This is a genomic window from Rhodoferax sp. GW822-FHT04A08, assembly GCF_058801025.1.
On sequence record NZ_JBXAMW010000029.1, the window covers coordinates 1 to 19,665 of the forward strand.

The 19,665-nt window shown below is 53.8% G+C and carries 12 protein-coding genes; 8 read left to right on the plus strand and 4 right to left on the minus strand.

Translation table 11 applies throughout. From position 1 onward, the window contains the following. Positions 1-433: 433 nt before the first annotated feature. The 5 genes from AC1RMF_RS25560 (at position 434) to AC1RMF_RS25580 (ending at position 8,364) form a co-directional block, all read left to right on the plus strand. Positions 434-1,594, plus strand: coding sequence for an ANTAR domain-containing protein (locus tag AC1RMF_RS25560; protein WP_493145291.1), 1,161 nt, complete (start codon positions 434-436; stop codon positions 1,592-1,594). 141 nt (positions 1,595-1,735) lie between these two features. Further along, positions 1,736-3,481: a bifunctional protein-serine/threonine kinase/phosphatase gene (locus AC1RMF_RS25565; RefSeq protein WP_493145293.1), complete on the plus strand. Its 1,746-nt coding sequence runs from the start codon at positions 1,736-1,738 to the stop codon at positions 3,479-3,481. A gap of 220 nt (positions 3,482-3,701) precedes the next feature. Beyond that, complete coding sequence (locus AC1RMF_RS25570) at positions 3,702-4,916, plus strand: MFS transporter (protein ID WP_342620488.1); 1,215 nt, start codon at positions 3,702-3,704, stop codon at positions 4,914-4,916. Positions 4,917-4,947: 31 nt separating this feature from the next. Then, positions 4,948-5,388, plus strand: a complete 441-nt coding sequence (locus tag AC1RMF_RS25575; protein ID WP_342620487.1) for a hypothetical protein — start codon at positions 4,948-4,950, stop codon at positions 5,386-5,388. A 186-nt stretch (positions 5,389-5,574) separates the two neighbouring features. Continuing rightward, positions 5,575-8,364 carry a diguanylate cyclase domain-containing protein gene (locus AC1RMF_RS25580; RefSeq protein ID WP_493145295.1) on the plus strand — a complete coding sequence of 930 codons (2,790 nt, stop codon included), beginning with the start codon at positions 5,575-5,577 and terminating at the stop codon, positions 8,362-8,364. Positions 8,365-8,707: 343 nt separating this feature from the next. Here the strand turns inward: AC1RMF_RS25580 and AC1RMF_RS25585 are convergent, their stop codons facing one another. The 4 genes from AC1RMF_RS25585 to AC1RMF_RS25600 all read right to left on the minus strand — a co-directional run bounded on the left by AC1RMF_RS25585 (position 8,708) and on the right by AC1RMF_RS25600 (position 14,007). After that, positions 8,708-11,158 carry an EAL domain-containing protein gene (locus tag AC1RMF_RS25585; RefSeq protein ID WP_493145296.1) on the minus strand — a complete coding sequence of 817 codons (2,451 nt, stop codon included), beginning with the start codon at positions 11,156-11,158 and terminating at the stop codon, positions 8,708-8,710. A gap of 92 nt (positions 11,159-11,250) precedes the next feature. Continuing rightward, on the minus strand, positions 11,251-12,999 hold the full coding sequence (locus AC1RMF_RS25590; protein ID WP_493145297.1) for a methyl-accepting chemotaxis protein: 1,749 nt from the start codon (positions 12,997-12,999) through the stop codon (positions 11,251-11,253). Positions 13,000-13,022: 23 nt separating this feature from the next. After that, positions 13,023-13,568: a chemotaxis protein CheW gene (locus AC1RMF_RS25595; RefSeq protein ID WP_493145298.1), complete on the minus strand. Its 546-nt coding sequence runs from the start codon at positions 13,566-13,568 to the stop codon at positions 13,023-13,025. A 37-nt stretch (positions 13,569-13,605) separates the two neighbouring features. After that, entirely contained in the window at positions 13,606-14,007 is a 402-nt protein-coding gene (locus AC1RMF_RS25600) for a response regulator transcription factor (protein ID WP_493145299.1), read from the minus strand. A 370-nt stretch (positions 14,008-14,377) separates the two neighbouring features. Between AC1RMF_RS25600 and AC1RMF_RS25605 the strand changes: the two genes are divergently transcribed. The 3 genes from AC1RMF_RS25605 to AC1RMF_RS25615 all read left to right on the plus strand — a co-directional run bounded on the left by AC1RMF_RS25605 (position 14,378) and on the right by AC1RMF_RS25615 (position 19,458). Continuing rightward, the gene (locus AC1RMF_RS25605) at positions 14,378-14,578 is read left to right on the plus strand and encodes a hypothetical protein (RefSeq protein WP_493145301.1); all 201 of its coding nucleotides are present in this window, start codon (positions 14,378-14,380) and stop codon (positions 14,576-14,578) included. A 647-nt stretch (positions 14,579-15,225) separates the two neighbouring features. Next, the gene (locus AC1RMF_RS25610) at positions 15,226-17,040 is read left to right on the plus strand and encodes a PAS domain-containing protein (RefSeq protein WP_493145309.1); all 1,815 of its coding nucleotides are present in this window, start codon (positions 15,226-15,228) and stop codon (positions 17,038-17,040) included. 171 nt (positions 17,041-17,211) lie between these two features. Beyond that, on the plus strand, positions 17,212-19,458 hold the full coding sequence (locus AC1RMF_RS25615; RefSeq protein ID WP_493145303.1) for a two-component system response regulator: 2,247 nt from the start codon (positions 17,212-17,214) through the stop codon (positions 19,456-19,458). Positions 19,459-19,665 lie beyond the last annotated feature (207 nt).

A 19,665-nucleotide genomic window follows, 5' to 3' on the forward strand; every position in this document is an offset into this window, starting at 1 on the left:
GGGAGTCTCCATTCAGACCAATAGATCAATTCGGACGCAGCAAAGCTGCGCAGGAAAAAAAAGGGGGGAGTGAGAACCACGTCTTGACCAAGACGTACCGGCAGGTGCCGGATATGGACCGCCAACACTGCGCAACTTCGTTGTGCACAGAATCTGGGCGGTGTAATCTCTTTCTAACGCGTCGTTGCGTTGTGCCTGTGTCAATGCAAGAGCCATGCCACATGGCCGCAACCACGATTTCCCAAATCAGAATAACAATATGGCCTATTTCGCGTTGAACGCGCCAACTCCCCCTAGAAACCAGTCCCAAATGACATCCGCCTTGTTATGCGTCACCCGCCAATTGACGGCCCCATCCTTAAAGGCAGACTTGCAGGATGCCGGCATTACGGTGCTTGCAACAATGCATGAGGTGAATAAATTGGTGCAAGCCGTGGCAATTCATGCACCAGACGTGGTGATCTGCGACGAGCCCTCTCCGAGCAGCAGCTGGTTCGACGCCATCCAGTTGTTTGAAAAGGCAATGCCCTGCCCTTTGATCGTTTTCACCCACGATTCCGATGCCAAAAACATAGAGAGGTCCATTGCATCCGGCATTCACGTGTATGCAGTCAATGGCTACTCGAGCAACCGCCTGCGCCCTCTGATTCAGCTGGCACAGGCACGTTTTCGCCACGAACAGCAATTGCGCAAGGCCTATGAGGACATGGCAACGCGCTATGAAGAACGCAAAGTCGTGGATCGGGCAAAAGGCATACTGATGCGCGCCCAGCAAATATCGGATGACGATGCATTCAAGGTGCTGCGCTCAACGGCCATGAGCTCCAATCAGCGTATGGGGCAGCTCTCGCAGCACGTGATCCAGTCGGCACGCTTTGCAGAGGCCGTCAACCATTCCGGGCAGCTGCGGATGCTCTCGCAGCGCCTCTTCAAACTGCATTTGCTGAAGGAGTCCAGTCCGCAGTCCGAGCAATATGCAGATTTGCTGCAAAAGTCAGTGGATTGGGTCAACGGCAATTTTGAATTGCTGCGCAAGAGCATCTCATTGCCAACGTTTGGCGACTTGCTGGATCAGGTTGAAAAGAGCTGGGGGCAGCTCAAGACGGCGCTGACGTCCGGCCCCAGCGAGGCCGTGGAAGATCTGGCGGAAAACCTTTTGCAGGGCGCCGAGCGCCTGACGGCCCGTTTGGAAGCATCGGGGCAGGCCACGCCGCTGCGTCTACTCAATCTGGCAGGGCGCCAACGCATGCTCTCGCAACGCTACGCACGATTTGCGCTGCAGACGGCTGAGCCGCAGGGCGCGTCCAGTGCAGCGGTCAAAGACGGCATGTTGGCAGCACAAACCGAATTCGAGGCGGCACTGACGTCCCTCAATGCCATACCGCTCAGCGACGCTGCCATTCACCAGACGCTGCAAGACGCAGGCATTGCATGGCTCAGAATGGTGGCGGCCGCCAAGAGCCTGCCTGGTGCGGCGCCTCGCAAACGGGCCGAATTCATGGATGAGGTGTTCCAGAGCAGCGAAAAGCTGCTGGAGCTCTTTGACCAATTGGCGGCCCACTACGAGCGAAGTCTGGAAGTCCTGGTGGGTTGAGGCACTTGCGTCTTCATGAGCATTGCGTTGGTTCCCCAGTTTTCGATCTGATGCACCGCATGTGCTGCGCCGCACCAAAACTGGGCGAACCCAAACTCTTTTGCGCAACATTTGGGCGCAGAAATTGCGTACCCTTGGTGCATGGCATTTGAAATCGACATCGGATTTACTTCCCAGGCGGGCGCCAGGGAGGTCAACGAGGACTTTTGTGGCGCCATGCTGCCCAGTCCAGCCCAGGCCGACATGGGTGCCATTGCGGCAGTTGCAGATGGAGTGAGTCACGGCGGCATGGGGCGTGAAGCAGCCCAAACCACAGTCATCAGTCTGCTGCGAGACTATTACGGCACGCCTGAGACGTGGAACACGACCGTCGCACTGGATCGGGTTATTTCCGCCCAAAACGCCTGGCTGGCTGGCATCAACCGCCGCCGCATGCCGGCTCTTGGCATGAGCACATTGACCGCTCTGGTCATCAAGGGCCAGTCGTACGCCCTTGCCCATGTGGGCGACACGCGCGCCTATTTGTTGCGCGACGGAGAGTTGATCCAGTTGACGCAGGACCATGTCGTGCAGCATCCGGACTTTCATCACCAGTTGCTGCGTGCCATCGGATATGAGGATCGCGTGGCCGTGGATTACGAGCAAGGCGACGCGCAGGTGGGAGATGTGTTTGTGTTGCTCACAGATGGAGTACACGGCAGTCTGGACTCCAAAAGAATCCGGGAGACGGTGCTCAGCCACAACTCTTCACAGCTGGCAGCGCAGGCACTGATTGACGCAGCACGCAAGGCCTCAAGCCAGGACAACGTCACTGCGCTGGTTCTGCGGGTCATTGGCCTCCTGGATGCATCCCTATCCGACGAAAGCCAGAGCCTGAAAACGCTGCCCATCCCGCCACGCTTGCAGGTGGGCAGTGTCATCGATGGACTGTCGGTGACTGCACTGGTGGCGGATAACGGTGTCAACCTGCTGTACCAGGTACGTGATCTCGCTTCACAGAAACTGTTCGCGCTCAAAACACTGAACCCGTCACGCGCCAACGATCCGCAGGAGCGAGAGATGCTGGCGCACGAGGCGTGGCTGGCCAAGCGCATGCGCTCGTCCAGCGCTGCCGACTACCTGGTGACACTGCACGATGAATTGCCGGGCAAGACCCCCCGTTCTGCGTGCTTTCTGCTCTACGACTGGCACCGGGGTGAGACCTGCGCCCAGTGGCTTGCGCACAAAGGGCCGTTGCAGGTGCCGCAATTGCTGGGCTTGGCGACCCAGGCTCTCAAGGGCCTCATGCTCCTGCACCGACAAGGCGTGGTACACCGGGACATCAACCCGACCAACCTGCATCAGGGTGAAGACGGAGTCCTGCGCATCCTCGATCTAGGCGTTGCGCTCAGCGGACGGGAGTCGCAATCTGCGCGGGAGCTGCATGCGGGAACACCCAGCTACGTCAATCCTGAACAGTGGGGTTTCAGCATCAAGGGTGGCGACATGACCGCGAAGCAGTTGCCTGATGCGCGCAGCGATCTTTTTGCGCTGGGCGTGACCCTCTACCAACTCCTCACAGGCCGCCTGCCCTACGGCCAAGTGCTGCCGTACCAGATAGGCAGGTACCACAGGGACCCGGTGCCCCCAAGCCGCCATCGACCGGAAATCCCCATTTGGCTTGACCACGTGATTCTGAAAGCCGTGGCGCGAGACCAGAGCCAACGGTTTGAAACGGGTGAAGAGTTTCTTCTTGCGCTGGAGCGAGGGGCTGCAAGACCATTGCCCATCCCGCAAAACACCCCTCTGCTGCTGCGCAGCCCCAGCACCGCTTGGAAGCTGGCTTTTGCCGTATCAATGCTTTTCAACTTGCTCCTCATCTACTGGCTTCTATTTCTGCCCAAATAGATGACACCCCTCACTTGCGGAAATATTGGCACGGGCATTGCTTGAGCCAATTCACTCCGGCCAACGAAGGCCATTTGATCGAACCACCTCCTTGCCAGGAGGTGGCTGAAGTCAAGGACAACGAAGTCCTCATTCGCCATGCATGCCGATGGCAGTCTCCAACCCTCGACAAAGGTCCAGGGGTTCCCATTTCCGCGTTTGAACTTTGCTGCGAGATCCCATGAAGAACTTCCGCCTGTTTTTGCAAGCTGGCCATGCCCCAACGCTTTGGGCCGCTCTGACCTATTTCACTTTCTCCTTTGCCATCTGGGTGATCAACGGCAGCATGGCGCCCTTTATCAGCGAGGCATTGCATCTCAGCCCCACCCAAAAGGGGGTCATGCTGTCCATTCCAATCTTTGCCGGCGCCCTCCTGAGATTCCCGCTGGGACTGCTTGCACAGTACATAGGTCGCAAGAACGCCACCCTGGTCGAAATGGGTGGTATCGCTATTGCCATGGCCTATGGATATTTCTTCGTGCAGACGTTCAATGACATCATTGCAATGGGTGTACTGCTGGGCGTAGCGGGAGCAAGCTTTGGGGTTGCAATGTCACTGGGGTCCGGCACCTTCCCGCCGCGCTACAAGGGTTTGGCCATGGGCATCGTAGGTGCAGGCAATGTGGGAACCGCATTTGCGGCATTGTTGGCCCCCATGCTGGCCCAGAGGTATGGATGGCAGACCGTCTATGGCTTTGCCGCCTTGAGTGTGGCAGTACCCGCTGCCGTGATGGTGATTTTTGCCAAGGAGCCAACGGATCTTTCACCCCACTCCAAGCTGAAGGACCATCTGAGTTGCCTGTATGAAAAGGATGGCTGGGCATTCAGCCTGATCTACGTCGTCACCTTTGGAGGATTCCTGGGCTTGGCAACCTTCCTGCCCAGCTACTTCTATGACCAATTTGGCGTTAGCAAAGTCCAGGCGGGTCAGCTCACCATGCTGGCGGCCTTCCTGGGTGCAGCCTTGAGAATCGTAGGCGGATGGCTGTCGGACCATTGGGGGGGCGTGAACACACTGACCACGGTTCTCGGCATCACTGCCGTCTCCCTGGCGCTATGTGGCCTCGCAGGAAATTCACTGACGGTAACCATGCTGCTATTCATGCTGTGCTTTTCTGCTCTGGGGGCCGGCAATGGAGCGTTGTTCCAATTGGTTCCATTGCGCTGGCCAACCACGACGGCCGTTGCGGGCTCCATGATTGGTGAGATTGGTGCACTGGGTGGGGGGCTTATTCCCAACGCGATGGGCATATCGAAGCAATACACGGGAACATTCATGTGGGGATTTCTGGGGTTTGCTTGCGTGGCTGTCATCATGCTGGTCCTGCTGCGCACCATGCAAATTCGCTGGACCCGGACCTGGGCTGAAAAAGGCGGGCGGGCGCGCACCGCCTAGTGCAATCGCTCTGGTCCAGAAAGCAGATACCATGCTGAAGAAGAAGGTTCGCAAGTCGCACCAAAGGATTCTTGCAGGCAATCCGATCTGGCGGGCCTTTGCACAGAAACCCATCTCGCGGCAATTGCACACGGACATTACCCTTACCAGTCTCTGCGCCTTTGACGAGCTGGTTGCCGGATCTGGAACTCGGGTTCACGCGAGCAGGTTGTACGCATGCTGCAACATGGGGTTGGTGCTTTCTGAATGGGGTTACGGCGCCGAGTGCATTGAGGACATTCTTGCCGCCCAAGCGTCCATCTGCTCGTGTCAGGAGCGTGCGCTCAACGGTTTCGGATACTCGCTGAATCCCGCTGAATCCGGCACGATCAGGGAGTTCCTGGGCATTCACCAACAACAGACCGAGCTTGCCACTGAAGCAGAAATTGCCAGGGCATTTGCCATTGTGGAAGACCAGATGATTTTCAGATAGCTGTTATCCGATTGCCTTGTGCGTCAAACCAGCGACCGACGTCACACAAGTGCTGACGAGTCTGGATATCCAACTGAGCAAATTCAATCTTGCTTTCCTCCTTACTATTTGATTAACATCAATTATGGTGAAAGGGTGCCAACCACATACTGACAGGGATTCCAATAAAGTCGTTGAAGCTACCAAATGAATTCCCCGCTTAACCGCCTGAGCGTGCGCAACCGGATCTGGGCACTGGTTGTGCTCCTGATCGGCGGCATCGTTCTTGGTGGCCTCATCAGTGCGTTGACATTAAGAGACGAAATGTGGCGGGAAAAGGAGGAAAAGACCCGCCAATTGGTAGAAACGGGTCTTAGCGTACTGTCCCACTATCACCAGATGCAAGTACGGGGCGAGCTCTCCGAGGCTGCAGCTCAACAGGCCGCCAAAGACACCATTCGGGCCATGCGTTACGACGGAGCCGAGTATTTCTGGCTTACCGATCTGAGCCTCCCATTTCCCAGGATGGTCGTACATCCCACATTGCCCGAGTTGGATGGACAAGTTCTGGACTCAGCCCAATTCAACAGCGCCAAGGGACAGCTCGTTGGCACGGAAGGCCCCTTTGTGCCAATCGATGGCAAGAAGAATCTCTTCGCGACCTTCGTCGAAGTGGTGAACAAGGGCGGTAAAGGGTACGTCACTTACGACTGGCCAAAGCCCAAAGTGGGCGCTGGGGTGACGGAACAGCGCTACCCCAAGTTGTCCTATGTCGAGAAATTCGAGCCCTGGGGGTGGCTGATTGGATCCGGTGTCTACGTGGACGAAGTGGATGCCATTGTGAGGAGCCAGATCGGATACACACTTTTGTTCGCGGCCGCCAGTGGAATGGTCATTCTGCTGTTGGCCAGTTTGTTAGCAAGTAGCATTACCCGCCCGCTTCATCAAACCGTCATTGCGATGCGTCGAATTGGGCAAGAGGATGGTGCGTTTGCGGAGCGCCTGCCCGTGGAAGGGCGAGGCGAAATTGTCGAACTGGCGAACGGCTTCAACGAGATGCTGGAAAAAATTGAAGTGCGCGACGCCCTGTTGGCGCGACAACGGAACTCACTTGAAGTGGAAGTTGCTGCCCGCACAATCGAACTGCGCGACACCAATATAGAGTTGCAGCGGGAGTTGGCAGAGCACCATAAGGCCGAACAGCTGGTTCAGGAGAGCCGCATTCGTATGCGCGCATTGATCGACGCAACCAACGAGTCCGTCCTGCTGCTGGATCCGGAAGGCAGGATTCTTGCCATCAACGCATTTGGCGCGAGCCGGTTTGGACAATCCCCGGAAGAAATCAATGGCAAGAATTTCTTCGCGCTCATGCCGGAATCCCTCGCAGATAAGCGAAGAGTCCTGGTGCAGCAAGTCTTTACAAGCGGGCAACCTCAACACTCACAGGATAGACGGGGCTCGGTGTTCTTCAGCAACAGCCTCTACCCGGTCAAAGATGCTTCGGGCACGGTGGAAAGTGTCGCCATCTTTGCAAAGGATATAACTGAGCAGCACCGAACCAAGGAAGTGGATACCATTTTCAGCGCATTGGACAACGTCCTATTGAAGTGGCAGACGAATTTGGAGTCCATTGCGCAGATGTTTTGCGAAGAGATTCTGCCCGTCTTCGATCTGATGGCGGCTTGGGTTGGTCGTGCAGACAAGGACGGCAAACTTGTGATGTTGGCCAGCGCGGAAGGGGACGAAAAGGGCATGCTTAGCTCCTTGCGTTCAGGCAGCATGCGCTGGAAGGGCGATCCATCTTGTTGTGCCTTCGCCGGAGAAGTAATCCAAAGCGGGAACTGGAAGATCGTGATGTCCGATGATCCGCAATGCCAGTCCTGCAGTTCGCGCATTGCCTCCGAGCAGACACGCTCCGTGATTATTCTTCCGGTGACCTTGCGTGGCGCAACCTGGGGCGCGCTTGCCCTGTATGGGCGTGATGCTCACCACTTCGATGGTGAGGAGTTGCCGCAGCGCCTGGCGACCATCGCCACGCGTTTGGGCTACGCACTGGAATCTGCGATGCAGCAGGAATGGCTGACATTGATGGATACGGCTCTGGCTGGTGTGGGCAACTCCGTCTTCGTCACCGATGCCAAGGCCAACATACTGTGGGTCAACCGGGCCTTTACCGAGCTATCGGGCTTTTCGAGCGAGGAAATACTCGGCAAGAACCCAAATGTGCTGAGCTCGGGCGCCCAGGACGCTGCCTTCTATCAGCATTTCTGGCAAACCATCAAGGCCGGAACGACGTGGCATGGAGACGTTGTCAACGCCCGTCGTGATGGAACCCGATACACCGTCAGCCAGACAGTGACACCTTTGCTCAACGCGGAGGGACAAGTCAGCCACTATGTTGCCATTCTGGAGGACATCACCCAACGTCGGATAGAAGAAGAGCGCATAAGACATTCGGCCAACTTTGATCTGCTGACCGACCTACCTAACCGCAGCCTGTTTTTCGATCGCCTGGGACAAGCCATGGCACACGGTCGACGAGATGGCACACCAGGCGCTTTGATGTTCCTGGACCTTGATCACTTCAAGGAAGTGAATGACCAGCTCGGCCACGCTGCCGGAGATAGTCTGCTAGTGGCGGCTGCTAAACGCCTGCGCGAGCAAGTACGGGAAAGTGACACAGTGGCACGCCTAGGGGGTGACGAATTTACCGTGATATTGCCAAGCTTGCGTGACGATACGGATGCTGTGCGAGTGGCCGACAATATTATTGAAGCCCTGCGCAAGCCTTTCGAGATTGCAGGTACGCAGGTGCTGATTGGAGTCAGCATTGGCATCGCGCTTTTTTCAAAGCATGGCAACACGGTCGAACGCGTTCTCAGTGCTGCCGACCATGCCATGTATTTGTCGAAAAATGCCGGACGCAACCGCTACTCATTTGCCACGATCGAAGCTGCATCTTCAAAAATGAAGCATGAGTCGAATCAGCAAAGCTGAAGGTTGACTGTTCAAAGTGAGGTCATCTCACTTGCGAATCGCCAGCTAACGACCACGAGCAGGCTCTTGTGAATGACTGGTTTCGACGTTCCTCTTGGCTGTTTGTTCTAGGTTATACGCAAGTCACGAATGCTGCCTCGAAGTGGCGCTTCTTCGACTCAAGAAAACCAATCACAAAACATTTCCAATTGCTCACATTTTTCTTCAACCAAGTCACCGTCAACGCACCTTAAGCGCTTGGTTGAGTAGTTGAACGTTACCGGTTTGAGCAAGGAATTGATACGCGTTCCGATTTTTTGTTGATCGATTCTGCGACCACCAATAGATGCCGTTGACAGCGAGGTCAGACGGATGAAACATCAATACTATTCGCAGTCAGATCCTCGACGGCCCACAGCAGGGCTTCAAACTCATCAATGGGCAGAGGCTTGCCAAATAAATAGCCCTGAAAATTGACGCACCCCTTGTCCAACAACATACGCTGGTGGTCAATGGTCTCAACCCCTTCAGCAATTACACCCATGTCCAGGCTCGAAGCCATGGCGATGATGGTGTGAACAATTGCGCGGTCTTGTACGTCCGAGACAATGTCACGAACAAATGACTGGTCGATCTTGAGTTGTTCAAGCGGCAAGCGCTTGAGATACTGCAACGATGAGTAGCCCGTACCAAAATCATCGAGAGAAAACATTACTCCCAACTTGTTCAATGTTTTCATTTTTAAAATTGTGTCGTTGATATCTTCGAGCAGCATGCTCTCCGTCAACTCCAACTTCAGTCTCCGTGGATTGATTCCGTGGCGCTGAATTGTCTGCACCACTTGATCAACGAAATCGGCTTGTTGGAACTGCTTGGCACTGACGTTGATGGCCAATGCAAGGCCCTGTGTGAGTTCGATATTTTCCCAAGCCTTCAGTTGAACGCAGGCCATGTCCAACACCCATTGGCCGATTGGAAGAATCAATCCGGACTCTTCGGCAATGGGGATGAATTGGGCGGGTGGCACCAACCCCTTTTGCGGATGAACCCAACGGATCAATGCCTCGGCGCCGAGTGCACAGCCTTCGCTGTTCACTTGAATCTGGTAGAACAGCTGAAATTGGTTCTTCAATAGCGCTTGACGAAGTTCTCCTTCAAGGCTCACACGGGCACTGATGCTCTCTTGCATCTTCCGATCAAAGAACCGCAGCCTATTTCGCCCTGCCTTCTTGGCTTGGTACATGGCAATGTCGGCTTGCTTCAGCAGCTCTTCTACTCCCTGGTCATGGTTGCTGAATAGCGCAATGCCCATGCTGGCAGTGCTGTGGTGCGAGGCATCTCCCAGATCATAGGAAATGCTGAGGCCATCCAGAATCTTCTGACCAATACGTCCGGCTTCAGACGCTGCTTCGACTGCGTCGGCGCTCAGGTCCTCCAGCAGCACCACGAATTCGTCGCCTCCGAATCGCGAAACCGTATCACACGCCCGTACACCCCCACTGATGCGGGCGGCCACCTGCCGCAACAGCAGGTCTCCCATTTCGTGCCCCTGGGAGTCATTGAGATCCTTGAAGTTGTCCAGGTCGATGAACAGCAATGCACCGGTGTGTCCGTTGCGGGCGCTGGATGCCAAAGCCTGCTGCAATCGGTCAATCAGAAGGCGCCGGTTGGACAAGTTGGTGAGTGAATCGTAAAACGCAAGCCGCTGGATCTCCTCTTCCGCAGCCTTACTCTTGGTGATATCAACCGAATTGCTGACGTAGTTGACGATGCGGCCATTTGAGTCCTTCACTGCGGTGATCGTCAGCCGTTCCAGAAAAGCCTGGCCATTCTTGCGGCAATTCCAAATCTCACCAGTCCAACTCCCAGTCGTGTGGACCTTACTCCACATTGCTGCAAAGAAGGCAGCGTCGTGTCGACCCGAATTCAGGATTCTCGGGTTCTGACCAATGACTTCCTCTTCCATGAAACCAGTGACTTTTGTGAATTCTTCATTCACTCTGAGAATCTTCCCGTCAGCATCTGTGACAAGAATGCACTCCTGGACATTGAATGCCGTTGCCAATATGCGCATTTGATTGTCGAACCTGGCGTCAAGCAGCGACGTGATAAGCGTTGTGACGAGAAAACCAAAGGCAACCGCGCCCACCACATAGCCGAATCCACCCGTGCCATAGCCGTTGGCCGATCGACATATGCTGCCCAACGGAAACTGGGCAGCAGCCATTCCTGTGAAGTGCATGGTGAAAATGGCAAGACCCATCACTATCGAAGACAGTATTTGCCATTGCAGCACCCGCTCCTGCTGATGTGAACGCATCCAGAAAAAAATCCGCAGCGCCACAAAGGATGCGCCGATTGCAATGGCGATTGAAAGCACAACAAGCCATGGGTTCCAGACTATTGCCGGATCCATTTGCATTGCGTACATCCCGACGTAATGCATAAGCGAAATGCCAAGGCCCATGATGGTTCCGCCGACGAATAGCTGCCTGGAATTCAGTGCCTTGGTGCTGGCGATATAGAGTGCCACACCGGAGACGGTTATTGCAGCAATCCACGACACCAGGGTAATGGACCAGTCATAGCCCAAAGGAATAGGCAAACTGAAAGCCATCATTCCCACAAAGTGCATGGCCCAGATGCCCGACCCCATGACCAGCGACCCACCGGTAAGCCAGACAATTGCGCCTTTTCCACTGTGCTGAGCAACCCGTCGCGACAGGTCAAGGGCTACATAGGAGGCGAATACGGCGACGAGCAATGACAACGCAACCAATTGTGGGTCGTAACTGCTAACCAAGAAAAGTGGCATTTTGGACGCCCTTCCAACGATGAAGTCTCTGTTTCCCTGATTTTTATTTATTCACTTGCCGCAGCGCCTGTCGGATTCTGGCACGCCGTGCATCAAAAGCTGGACCAATCGCCTTCGGCTTCGGCTGTGGCAACGACCTTTTTCTTGGCCTGAGCTGCAATCCGGGGCGCTTGGCTGGCTGTGACGGCTGCCGGTAGCTTGGCGCCAACTGCGCGCGCATGTTCCACGCGTCGCGCGGGCGCCCGCTGCACTGCAGCAGTCCGGAAGTGTTCCTCGCTTTGGCCGGCCAGTTGGAATACGCTGACTGCCTGCACCAAGTCCTGCGCCTGCCCCTTCAGGCTCGAAGCCGCCGCGGCCATTTCTTCCACCAATGCCGCGTTCTGCTGTGTTGCCTGGTCCAGCTCCGTCACCGCCTCGCCCACCTGGCCAACCCCCGCAGCCTGCTCTGCGCTGGCCGCGCTGATCTCCCCCATGATGTCAGTCACCCGGCGGATGGAGCTCACCACTTCGGTCATGGTCTCACCGGCCTGATCCACCAGGATCGTGCCCTGTTCCACCCGTTCCACGCTGGCATTGATCAGCATCTTGATTTCCTTGGCCGCTTCGGCCGAGCGTCCGGCCAATGAGCGCACTTCGCTGGCAACCACCGCAAAGCCGCGACCCTGGTCACCCGCACGCGCGGCTTCCACTGCCGCGTTGAGCGCCAGAATGTTGGTTTGAAAGGCAATGCCGTCGATCACGCTGATGATGTCGCTGATCTTCTTGGAACTGTCGTTGATGCCCTTCATGGTGTCCACCACCTGAGCCACCACCTCACCACCCTGGACCGCCACTCTGGATGCGCTTTGCGCCGCCTGATTGGCCTGACGGGCGTTGTCGGCGTTTTGCCTGACCGTCGAGCTAAGCTCTTCCATGGATGCGGCAGTTTCCTCCAGCGCGCTGGCCTGCTGCTCGGTGCGGGCGGAGAGATCGTTGTTGCCGGAGGCAATCTCGGCACTGGCGCTGGAAACGCCCTCAGAGCCGGAGCGAACCGTTGCCACCACGTGGGTCAGCGCAGTCTGCATGCGGGCGACAGCGGCCATCACGCTGACAGTGTCACCACTACGCACCTGCAGTTGACTGGTCAGATTGCCGTCGGCCACCTTGCCCACCACCTCACACAAAACACCAGGCTCACCACCCAAGGCCCGAGTGAGGCTGCGGGTGATCAGCACACCTGCCACCACGGCACCTATCAGCGCCACACAACATGCCAGGATCAGATAGTTGCGCTGGGCCGCATAGTCCTCCGTTGCGGCCTGCACCAGCTTGGCCGCGTGAGCGGCCGTGAAGGTGGAGTACTCATCCGAAACCTTGACCAGCTTGGCCAGGAGTGGGCGGCATTCGGTGTTTATTTTGGCAATGGCCTCGTCCTTCTTGCCTTGCAGCGCCAAGTCGACAATGGACATGGCCACCGGCGCGTAGGACTGCTCGATCTTGTCGATGGCCCCAATCAACCGGCGCACCTCTTCGGATACACCCGGTGCTTCGGCCAGCTTTTTAAGCTTGGTCATATTGCTCCCCACATCGGCGTGCGCCTTGGTGACCACCTCTTTTTCCATCGCAAGGTCTTCGGGCGTGGTTACCAATACCAGATTGCGTGCGGCAACCGCACGCAGGTCTATTGCCTCCCGCACAAGGTGTGCCGTGTTGGCCCGCGCGCCGATACCGTTGACGTAGTTGTCAAAGCGCTCCTTGGCGTCTCCCAGCGTGATGATGGCCATGCCGGCGACCAGCAGCACCAGGGCGCCCAGGCCACCAAATGCCAAGGTGAGCTTGGCTCTTACAGTCATGTTGTTCATGGTCGTTGTCTCCAGGTATGTGTCTACTGAACGTTTGAGGAAAACAACCCCATGACCGGGCTGGCCATGAGCTTGTCGATGTCGAGCAATATCAGCATGCGGTTCGCCAGGGAACCAATGGCCAGCAGGTGTTCGCTCCCGATGCTGGAAGAGAACTCTGGTACCGGACGCATCTGCTCGGGGGAAAGCGCCACTACGTCCGACACACCGTCCACCACCATGCCCACGGTCCTGTGTCCTATGCTCAGCACAATGCACACGGTGAGGTCACCGTACTCCACCCGCTCCAGATTGAACTTCACCCGCATATCGAGCACCGGCACGATCATGCCACGCAGATTCAGCACCCCCAGCACGAAGGCTGGCATGTTGGCCATGCGGGTGGGCTTTTCAAATGAACGGATTTCCTGCACGCTAAGGATGTCGATGCCGTATTCCTCGTCGCCCAGCTTGAAGCTGAGCCACTCGCTCGGGACGCTTGGTCCTTCATTGGACTGTGCACTCCGTCCGCCGCGCAGCGATGGTCGTGCAGCAGAAGAGTCGGGTGATGTGGTTGATGGTGTTTGCATAAAGTCTTGTTGGAAGAAAGTTGGGCGTTGCTGGAACTCACGATGGGTTGCTTGAGGTAACCGAAAACGGGCTATGAACCAGTTGATGTGCAAGCGAAATTAAGCGCACGGGGCTGAATGGCTTGACCAGATAGGCACTGGCGCCAGCCTTGAGCCCTTCCTGTACTTCCAGGTCGTCCCCGCAGTCGGAAAGCATGACCACCACAGTCTTGTTAAGCTGAAAGTCCAGGCGAATCAATTTGCAAAGTTCAATGGCCTGAATTCCGGTGATGCCACATCCCACCAACACCAGATCGGGACACAGGGAATACACAAGCTCCAGCCCGGCTGGGCCTTCGCACGCTTCGGCGACAGAAAAGCCGCTGAACTCCAGGGCCATGCGGATGAACCACCGTGTGGAAGGGCAGCTCTCTATGGAAACGGCGGTAAATGATTGCATCCCCGAATAGTGCAGGAGGCCCGCGTAAACCACCATCGGAATGGGCTGTATCGAAGACAGAAATTTCCGTCAATGATCGGAATTTTCCGATCCATGATGCCTGGACAGCTTGGAGACAGTGTCCACATTGCTTAGCAGCGAAGGTACATTCTTTATGCTGGCTTCTCTCTTCCTGAATCTATATATTCCTGCAATCAGTTGAGTGAACTTTCCTTAGTCAGACAAACCAGCTGGACTTGTCTTCGTGAGCATCCAGGGGTTTCTGCCCGCAATCAAAAATACTTCAGCACTTGAGGCCTGACGGTAAGGCTACATATGCCCAATAGAATCCCACAATTGCCGACCACAAATGTCTGAAGGAGTTAAACAAATGAGACATACAGATGCGAGGATAGAACTTAACTCAATAGCGGAGGCTCTTGCCCAATTAAGGGACACATTGGTCGAACTTTCCCTTGCTCTAAAAGATCAGCTGGCGGACTCGCCATCAGCATGGGGCGAGGAAGTTACAACTCAAGCGGATTTGCAGCTTGCAAAAATTTTGAAAAGTTTGCGCAGATCCGATAATTAGAAATTGGGAAAATTGCTTTTTTTTACAATTAAGCTATTGAGAAGTAATAAAAACGGCATCATAGAACCAAGTAGTCGCAACGAATGAATCGCGCAGTTGCATTGTCGAGTAACCGCCACAACTTGGCTTTCAAAATTCATTTTTGAAGGCCCAGTTCATTAAGTGCGCGCCCAAACTCTTTCAAGTCAATTCGAATATAGAAAACCATAAGTTGCCCGCGCAAGGAGCCCATCATCCTCTCGCTAGCCGCTTGTGTAGCGCTCGTTCCATTGCTTTACCCATTCGGCGACGGCTTCGCCAGACAATTCAACAACGTCTCAGTGCTCCTGACCAGAAGTTTCACAGTAGATATTGTTGCTACGTAGGCACAAGTCATATTCCAACGTTTTGATGATTTAACGAGATGGAGTATTGACAATGCACATCTCCTCTGTGCAAGCGACAACTGTCCATATAACCTTGGGGCTATCGCTGACCTTTGAATTCGTTTGATGTCGCTATGCCCTAATGGGTATTCGTACCGTGCTTGTTGCTGTGAAGGCCCCTCAGCGATACATTTCCTACAGGAAGTGGTGCGTAAAGAGCAAAGAAGTTCAGGCTGATTTTCAAAGACTCGAAACTGCAAGGAGGTTGCCATCGTGAGTAGCATGATCCCCCGTGACAAAAAGCCAACGCCAGGCGACTCATCCCGGTCGACCAAATCGCCTTCCGACCAATTAATTCCCCAAGAATCGGAAATAGACGAACGAGACTTGCTTCGAGCGCTCCTGGAAAACTCTCCAGATCACATCTACTTTAAAGATACCCTCTCGCGCTTTATCAAATGCAGTCGAGCGCAAGCCCTCGAATTTGGAGAGCAGTCCCCTGATGATTTGATCGGAAAGACGGATTTCGATATATTTTCAAAGGATCACGCTACTCCTGCATTTGAAGATGAACAAGAGATCATTCGGACCGGTCAACCAATAGTTGGCAAAGTGGAGAAGGAAACCTGGCAGGATGGCCGTCAGGAAACGTGGGCATGGACAACAAAAATGCCTTTGCGAAACAAGGATGGAAAGATTGTTGGCACGTTTGGCATATCAAAAGACATAACAGAATTCAAAAACACTGAAGCGGAGCTGGCCTACCAAAGAGATCTCTTTTCCATTTTGATGGATAACACGCCAGACTCCATTTTCTTCAAAGACACGCAGTCACGGTTCGTCAAAATCAGTAGATCCGAAGTCAACAATTTGTTGCGCCTTGCCACCACCCGATACTTGGCGGCACGCACGGGCGACAAAGCGAATGCTTTACCAGTGCACCTGACCAGTGCAGAAGAGTTTGAAAAATATGTCATTGGCAAGACCGATGCGGATATTTATGGCACGGAAAGAGCTGCAGAGTTTGGCAACGACGAAGCGGAAATTCTTCGCACTGGAATTTCAATTGTCGAAAAGAGCGAGAAAACAGAACATCCCGATGGGCGCGTCGTCTGGTATCTCACCACAAAAGGGCCATGGCGGGATAAAAGTGGCAAAATTATCGGCACGTTTGGTACATCCAAGAATATTTCGGAGTTAAAAGCTGCACATGCACGCATTGAAGAGGTGCAGGCCCAATTGTTGGATTCAGCGCGGATAGCCGGCATGGCAGAAATCGCCATCAATGTTTTGCACAATGTTGGGAACGTTCTCAACAGCATCAATGTCTCCGCAGGACTTATAAGTACCCAGCTGGCCAGTTCCAAAATCATTGGATTGGAGCGTGTCGCAAATCTGATGGAGGAGAACGCCAGTCATCTCGGGGATTTCATTGCGAATGATGCGCGAGGCAAACTGCTGCCAACCTATTTTCGACAACTTACGGAGACGTTGCGACTAGAACACGACGCCATATCCAATGAGCTCAACTCGTTGCTGAAAAATGTGGAGCATGTCAAACAGGTGATTGCAACGCAACAGTCCTATGCCAGTTCAAAACGCATGGTTGAAAGCACAAATCTAATCGATCTAATCGAAGATGCTTTGCGCATGAATTCTGTATCTCCATCGCACCTTAAGACTGAAGTAGTCAGGGAGTACTCTGAACTTCCCGCTTATGCTCTTGATCGACACCGTGTGCTACAAATTCTGGTAAATCTAATAGCCAATGCCAGGCAGGCCCTTAGTGCAGATGGGGTGGTACATCCAACTATGACCCTGCGCACCTATATGGAAGAAGGAAAAGGTAGGCTTGTACTGCATATTCAAGTCAGGGACAATGGTGAAGGAATTGCACCCGAAAACTTGAAACGGGTGTTCTCTCATGGTTTCACCACTCGACCAAACGGACATGGTTTTGGATTGCATAGTTGTGTTGTAGCCGCTCAGGAAATGGGCGGAACGCTCAGTGCGCAAAGTGATGGTGTCGGCAAAGGAGCGTCATTCACTCTGAGCATTCCCATTCGATCATCTGAATTTGAAAAATCCGGCAACTAGAGCAATAAATCAACAATATCTCACGTATACAGGGGCAGTTCTAGTCGAGCAACATCTGCGAATACATCATGTGAGCATGGTTAATTTGAATTGATATTATGGTGATACGGACGGGTGGATCGGGTACATCTGGAGACCTGCACTTCCTAAGTAATATAGCAAGGACACATCATGAAGATTACAGAAAATAGAAGAATTCTTCTAGCCGATGACATGCCATCCATTCACGAAGATTTTCGAAAAATACTGTGTCCAATTCTACGTACGAACAACCTCACAGATATAGAAGATGCATTGTTCGGGCCAACTGAGAAGCCCACGGTTTTGGAGTTCACGCTAAGTAGCGCATTCCAGGGGCAAGAAGCAGTTTCTATGGTTGAAGAGTCGCTGCGTCAGAACACCCCCTACGCTATGGCTTTCATTGATATGCGTATGCCTCCGGGATGGGATGGAGTCGAAACAATCGAACGAATTTGGCAATTGGACCCGAAATTGCAAATTGTGATTTGCACAGCGTACGCGGATCAGTCATGGATTGAAGTCTTCAGTCGACTGGATGCACGGGATCGTCTATTGGTGTTGAAGAAACCATTCGATCCAATTGAAGTTAGTCAACTCGCGAGTACGCTGTCCAAGAAATGGCAGGTTACGGAGGAAGCTGATTTCAAAATGAATGATCTTGAACAGGCTGTTGAGGAACGGACAAGAGAATTGTCGGACGCCAACATCATTGTGAAAAATAGTCCTACGATTCTCTATCGACTTCGTGGAGAGCCAACTTTTCCGCTCATTTATATTTCTCACAACATTACAAAATTTGGCCACAACGCTTCTGCGCTGCTACAAGTGTCCGATTGGATGGATATCTTGGTCAACGACGCTGATCGATCCAAGGTGGTAACTTCGATGGCTCGAATGTTGGAGAAGGATGCACAAGGCGCCTCAATCGAGTTCAGAATGCACACAGGTGATGGTGGCCAACGATGGGTGGAAAATCGCTACATTCCGGTGCGCGATGGCGAAGGCAAGCTCATTGAAGTTGAGGGGATCATTCTTGACATCACTGAGCGCAAGGCTGCAGAAGAAAGAATTGCACAGCTGGCCCGTACTGACAATCTGACAGGCTTGGCAAATCGTGCCACGTTTACTGAGCGCCTGCACCAAGCTTTTGCAGCTGCACGTCGCGGTGCGACACCATTTGCGATTCTCTATATTGATCTGGACCACTTCAAACCTGTCAACGACACCTATGGCCATCCGGTCGGTGATTCGCTGCTGAAAGAGGTCTCTCAGCGACTTCGAGCCTGTACCAGGGATTCTGACCTCGTCGCCAGGCTGGGGGGGGACGAGTTTGCCATTTTGCAAGGGGAAATCAGTGAGCCGGCCAACGCTGGTGCATTGGCCACAAAGATATTGAGTAACGTTGCGCTGCCTTTTGTACTGAATGGCATCGAAATCAGAATCTCCGCGAGCATTGGCATCTGTCCATTCCTGAATGAAAGCGCAGGTGCTGACGCCATGGTTGTACAGGCCGATTTGGCGCTTTACCGATCCAAGGAGGAAGGGCGCAATCAGTACCGATTCCATTCCAATGAACTGGACTTGGCCGTTCAAGAGCGAGTTTCAATCGGAGAGGATTTGAAAAATGCCATTGAGCACAACGAACTCGAGCTCTACTATCAACCTCAGATTGAGTTATCGACAAACAAGATTGTTGGAGTAGAGGCGCTAGTCCGGTGGAATCACCCGACGCGCGGACTCCTCAATGCAGGCTCCTTCATTGCCATCGCAGAAAAGACAGGTTCAATCGTTGCTTTGGGGCAATGGGTATTGAATCAGGCCTGTAAGCAAATGCGCTTGTGGCGTGACTCCAATTTGGCACCGCAGGTTATGGCCATTAATCTGTCCCTTGTACAGCTCGAACGAGGCAAGGAACTAGTGCGTAACGTGATCGAAACGCTAGAAAGATGGCATCTCAATCCCGGTGACTTGGAGTTCGACGTTACCGAGGCGATGCTGGCCCAGATGACATGGACGCGCAATGGCGTCATTCCGCAGCTACGGGAGCTGGGTGTAAAGATCGCCATTGATGACTTTGGTACTGAATACTCCTCCTTCAACTACCTTCAGGCTTACCGAGTAAACCACTTAAAGATCGCACAATCGATGCTTAGGGATGCCTCAATTGATCCAACAAGTGCCAATACTATTCGCGCGATTATCAATCTCGCAAGAGAAGCAAAAATTGGTGTGATCGTTGAAGGTGTGGAGACAGAGGCACAACATTCATTTCTTAGTTCCACCGGTACCGCAACCCAGGCTCAAGGGCACTATTTCAGTAAAGCAGTGAACGTTGCTGAATTCAGCGAACTTTTGCAGCAGGAAATTGATGCCCACGTTAACTACATTTCGAAATGAACAGTGAGATGCCTAAACTGCTGTGTTTCAACGTGACCCGTTATGACCTATAACGTTGGCATTGCGTGCGTCTTCCAAGCGAATCCTGACTTGAACATCAGCCTTTGAATGGCGGATTCAACCGATTGCAGATTTGCAATGAGAAAAGAACTTGGCAGACGTGGTCAATAAGACGGAAGGAATCCAGACGATGGCAATTTGTCGCTA

Bases quoted from the DNA above. Each gene is read 5' to 3' on its own strand.
- AC1RMF_RS25605 (WP_493145301.1), top strand. From the start codon at position 14,378: ATGAGACATACAGATGCGAGGATAGAACTTAACTCAATAGCGGAGGCT.
- AC1RMF_RS25565 (WP_493145293.1), top strand. From the start codon at position 1,736: ATGGCATTTGAAATCGACATCGGATTTACTTCCCAGGCGGGCGCCAGG.
- AC1RMF_RS25595 (WP_493145298.1), bottom strand. From the start codon at position 13,568: ATGCAAACACCATCAACCACATCACCCGACTCTTCTGCTGCACGACCA.
- AC1RMF_RS25575 (WP_342620487.1), top strand. From the start codon at position 4,948: ATGCTGAAGAAGAAGGTTCGCAAGTCGCACCAAAGGATTCTTGCAGGC.
- AC1RMF_RS25600 (WP_493145299.1), bottom strand. From the start codon at position 14,007: ATGCAATCATTTACCGCCGTTTCCATAGAGAGCTGCCCTTCCACACGG.
- AC1RMF_RS25615 (WP_493145303.1), top strand. From the start codon at position 17,212: ATGAAGATTACAGAAAATAGAAGAATTCTTCTAGCCGATGACATGCCA.
- AC1RMF_RS25590 (WP_493145297.1), bottom strand. From the start codon at position 12,999: ATGAACAACATGACTGTAAGAGCCAAGCTCACCTTGGCATTTGGTGGC.
- AC1RMF_RS25570 (WP_342620488.1), top strand. From the start codon at position 3,702: ATGAAGAACTTCCGCCTGTTTTTGCAAGCTGGCCATGCCCCAACGCTT.
- AC1RMF_RS25585 (WP_493145296.1), bottom strand. From the start codon at position 11,158: ATGCCACTTTTCTTGGTTAGCAGTTACGACCCACAATTGGTTGCGTTG.
- AC1RMF_RS25610 (WP_493145309.1), top strand. From the start codon at position 15,226: ATGATCCCCCGTGACAAAAAGCCAACGCCAGGCGACTCATCCCGGTCG.
- AC1RMF_RS25580 (WP_493145295.1), top strand. From the start codon at position 5,575: ATGAATTCCCCGCTTAACCGCCTGAGCGTGCGCAACCGGATCTGGGCA.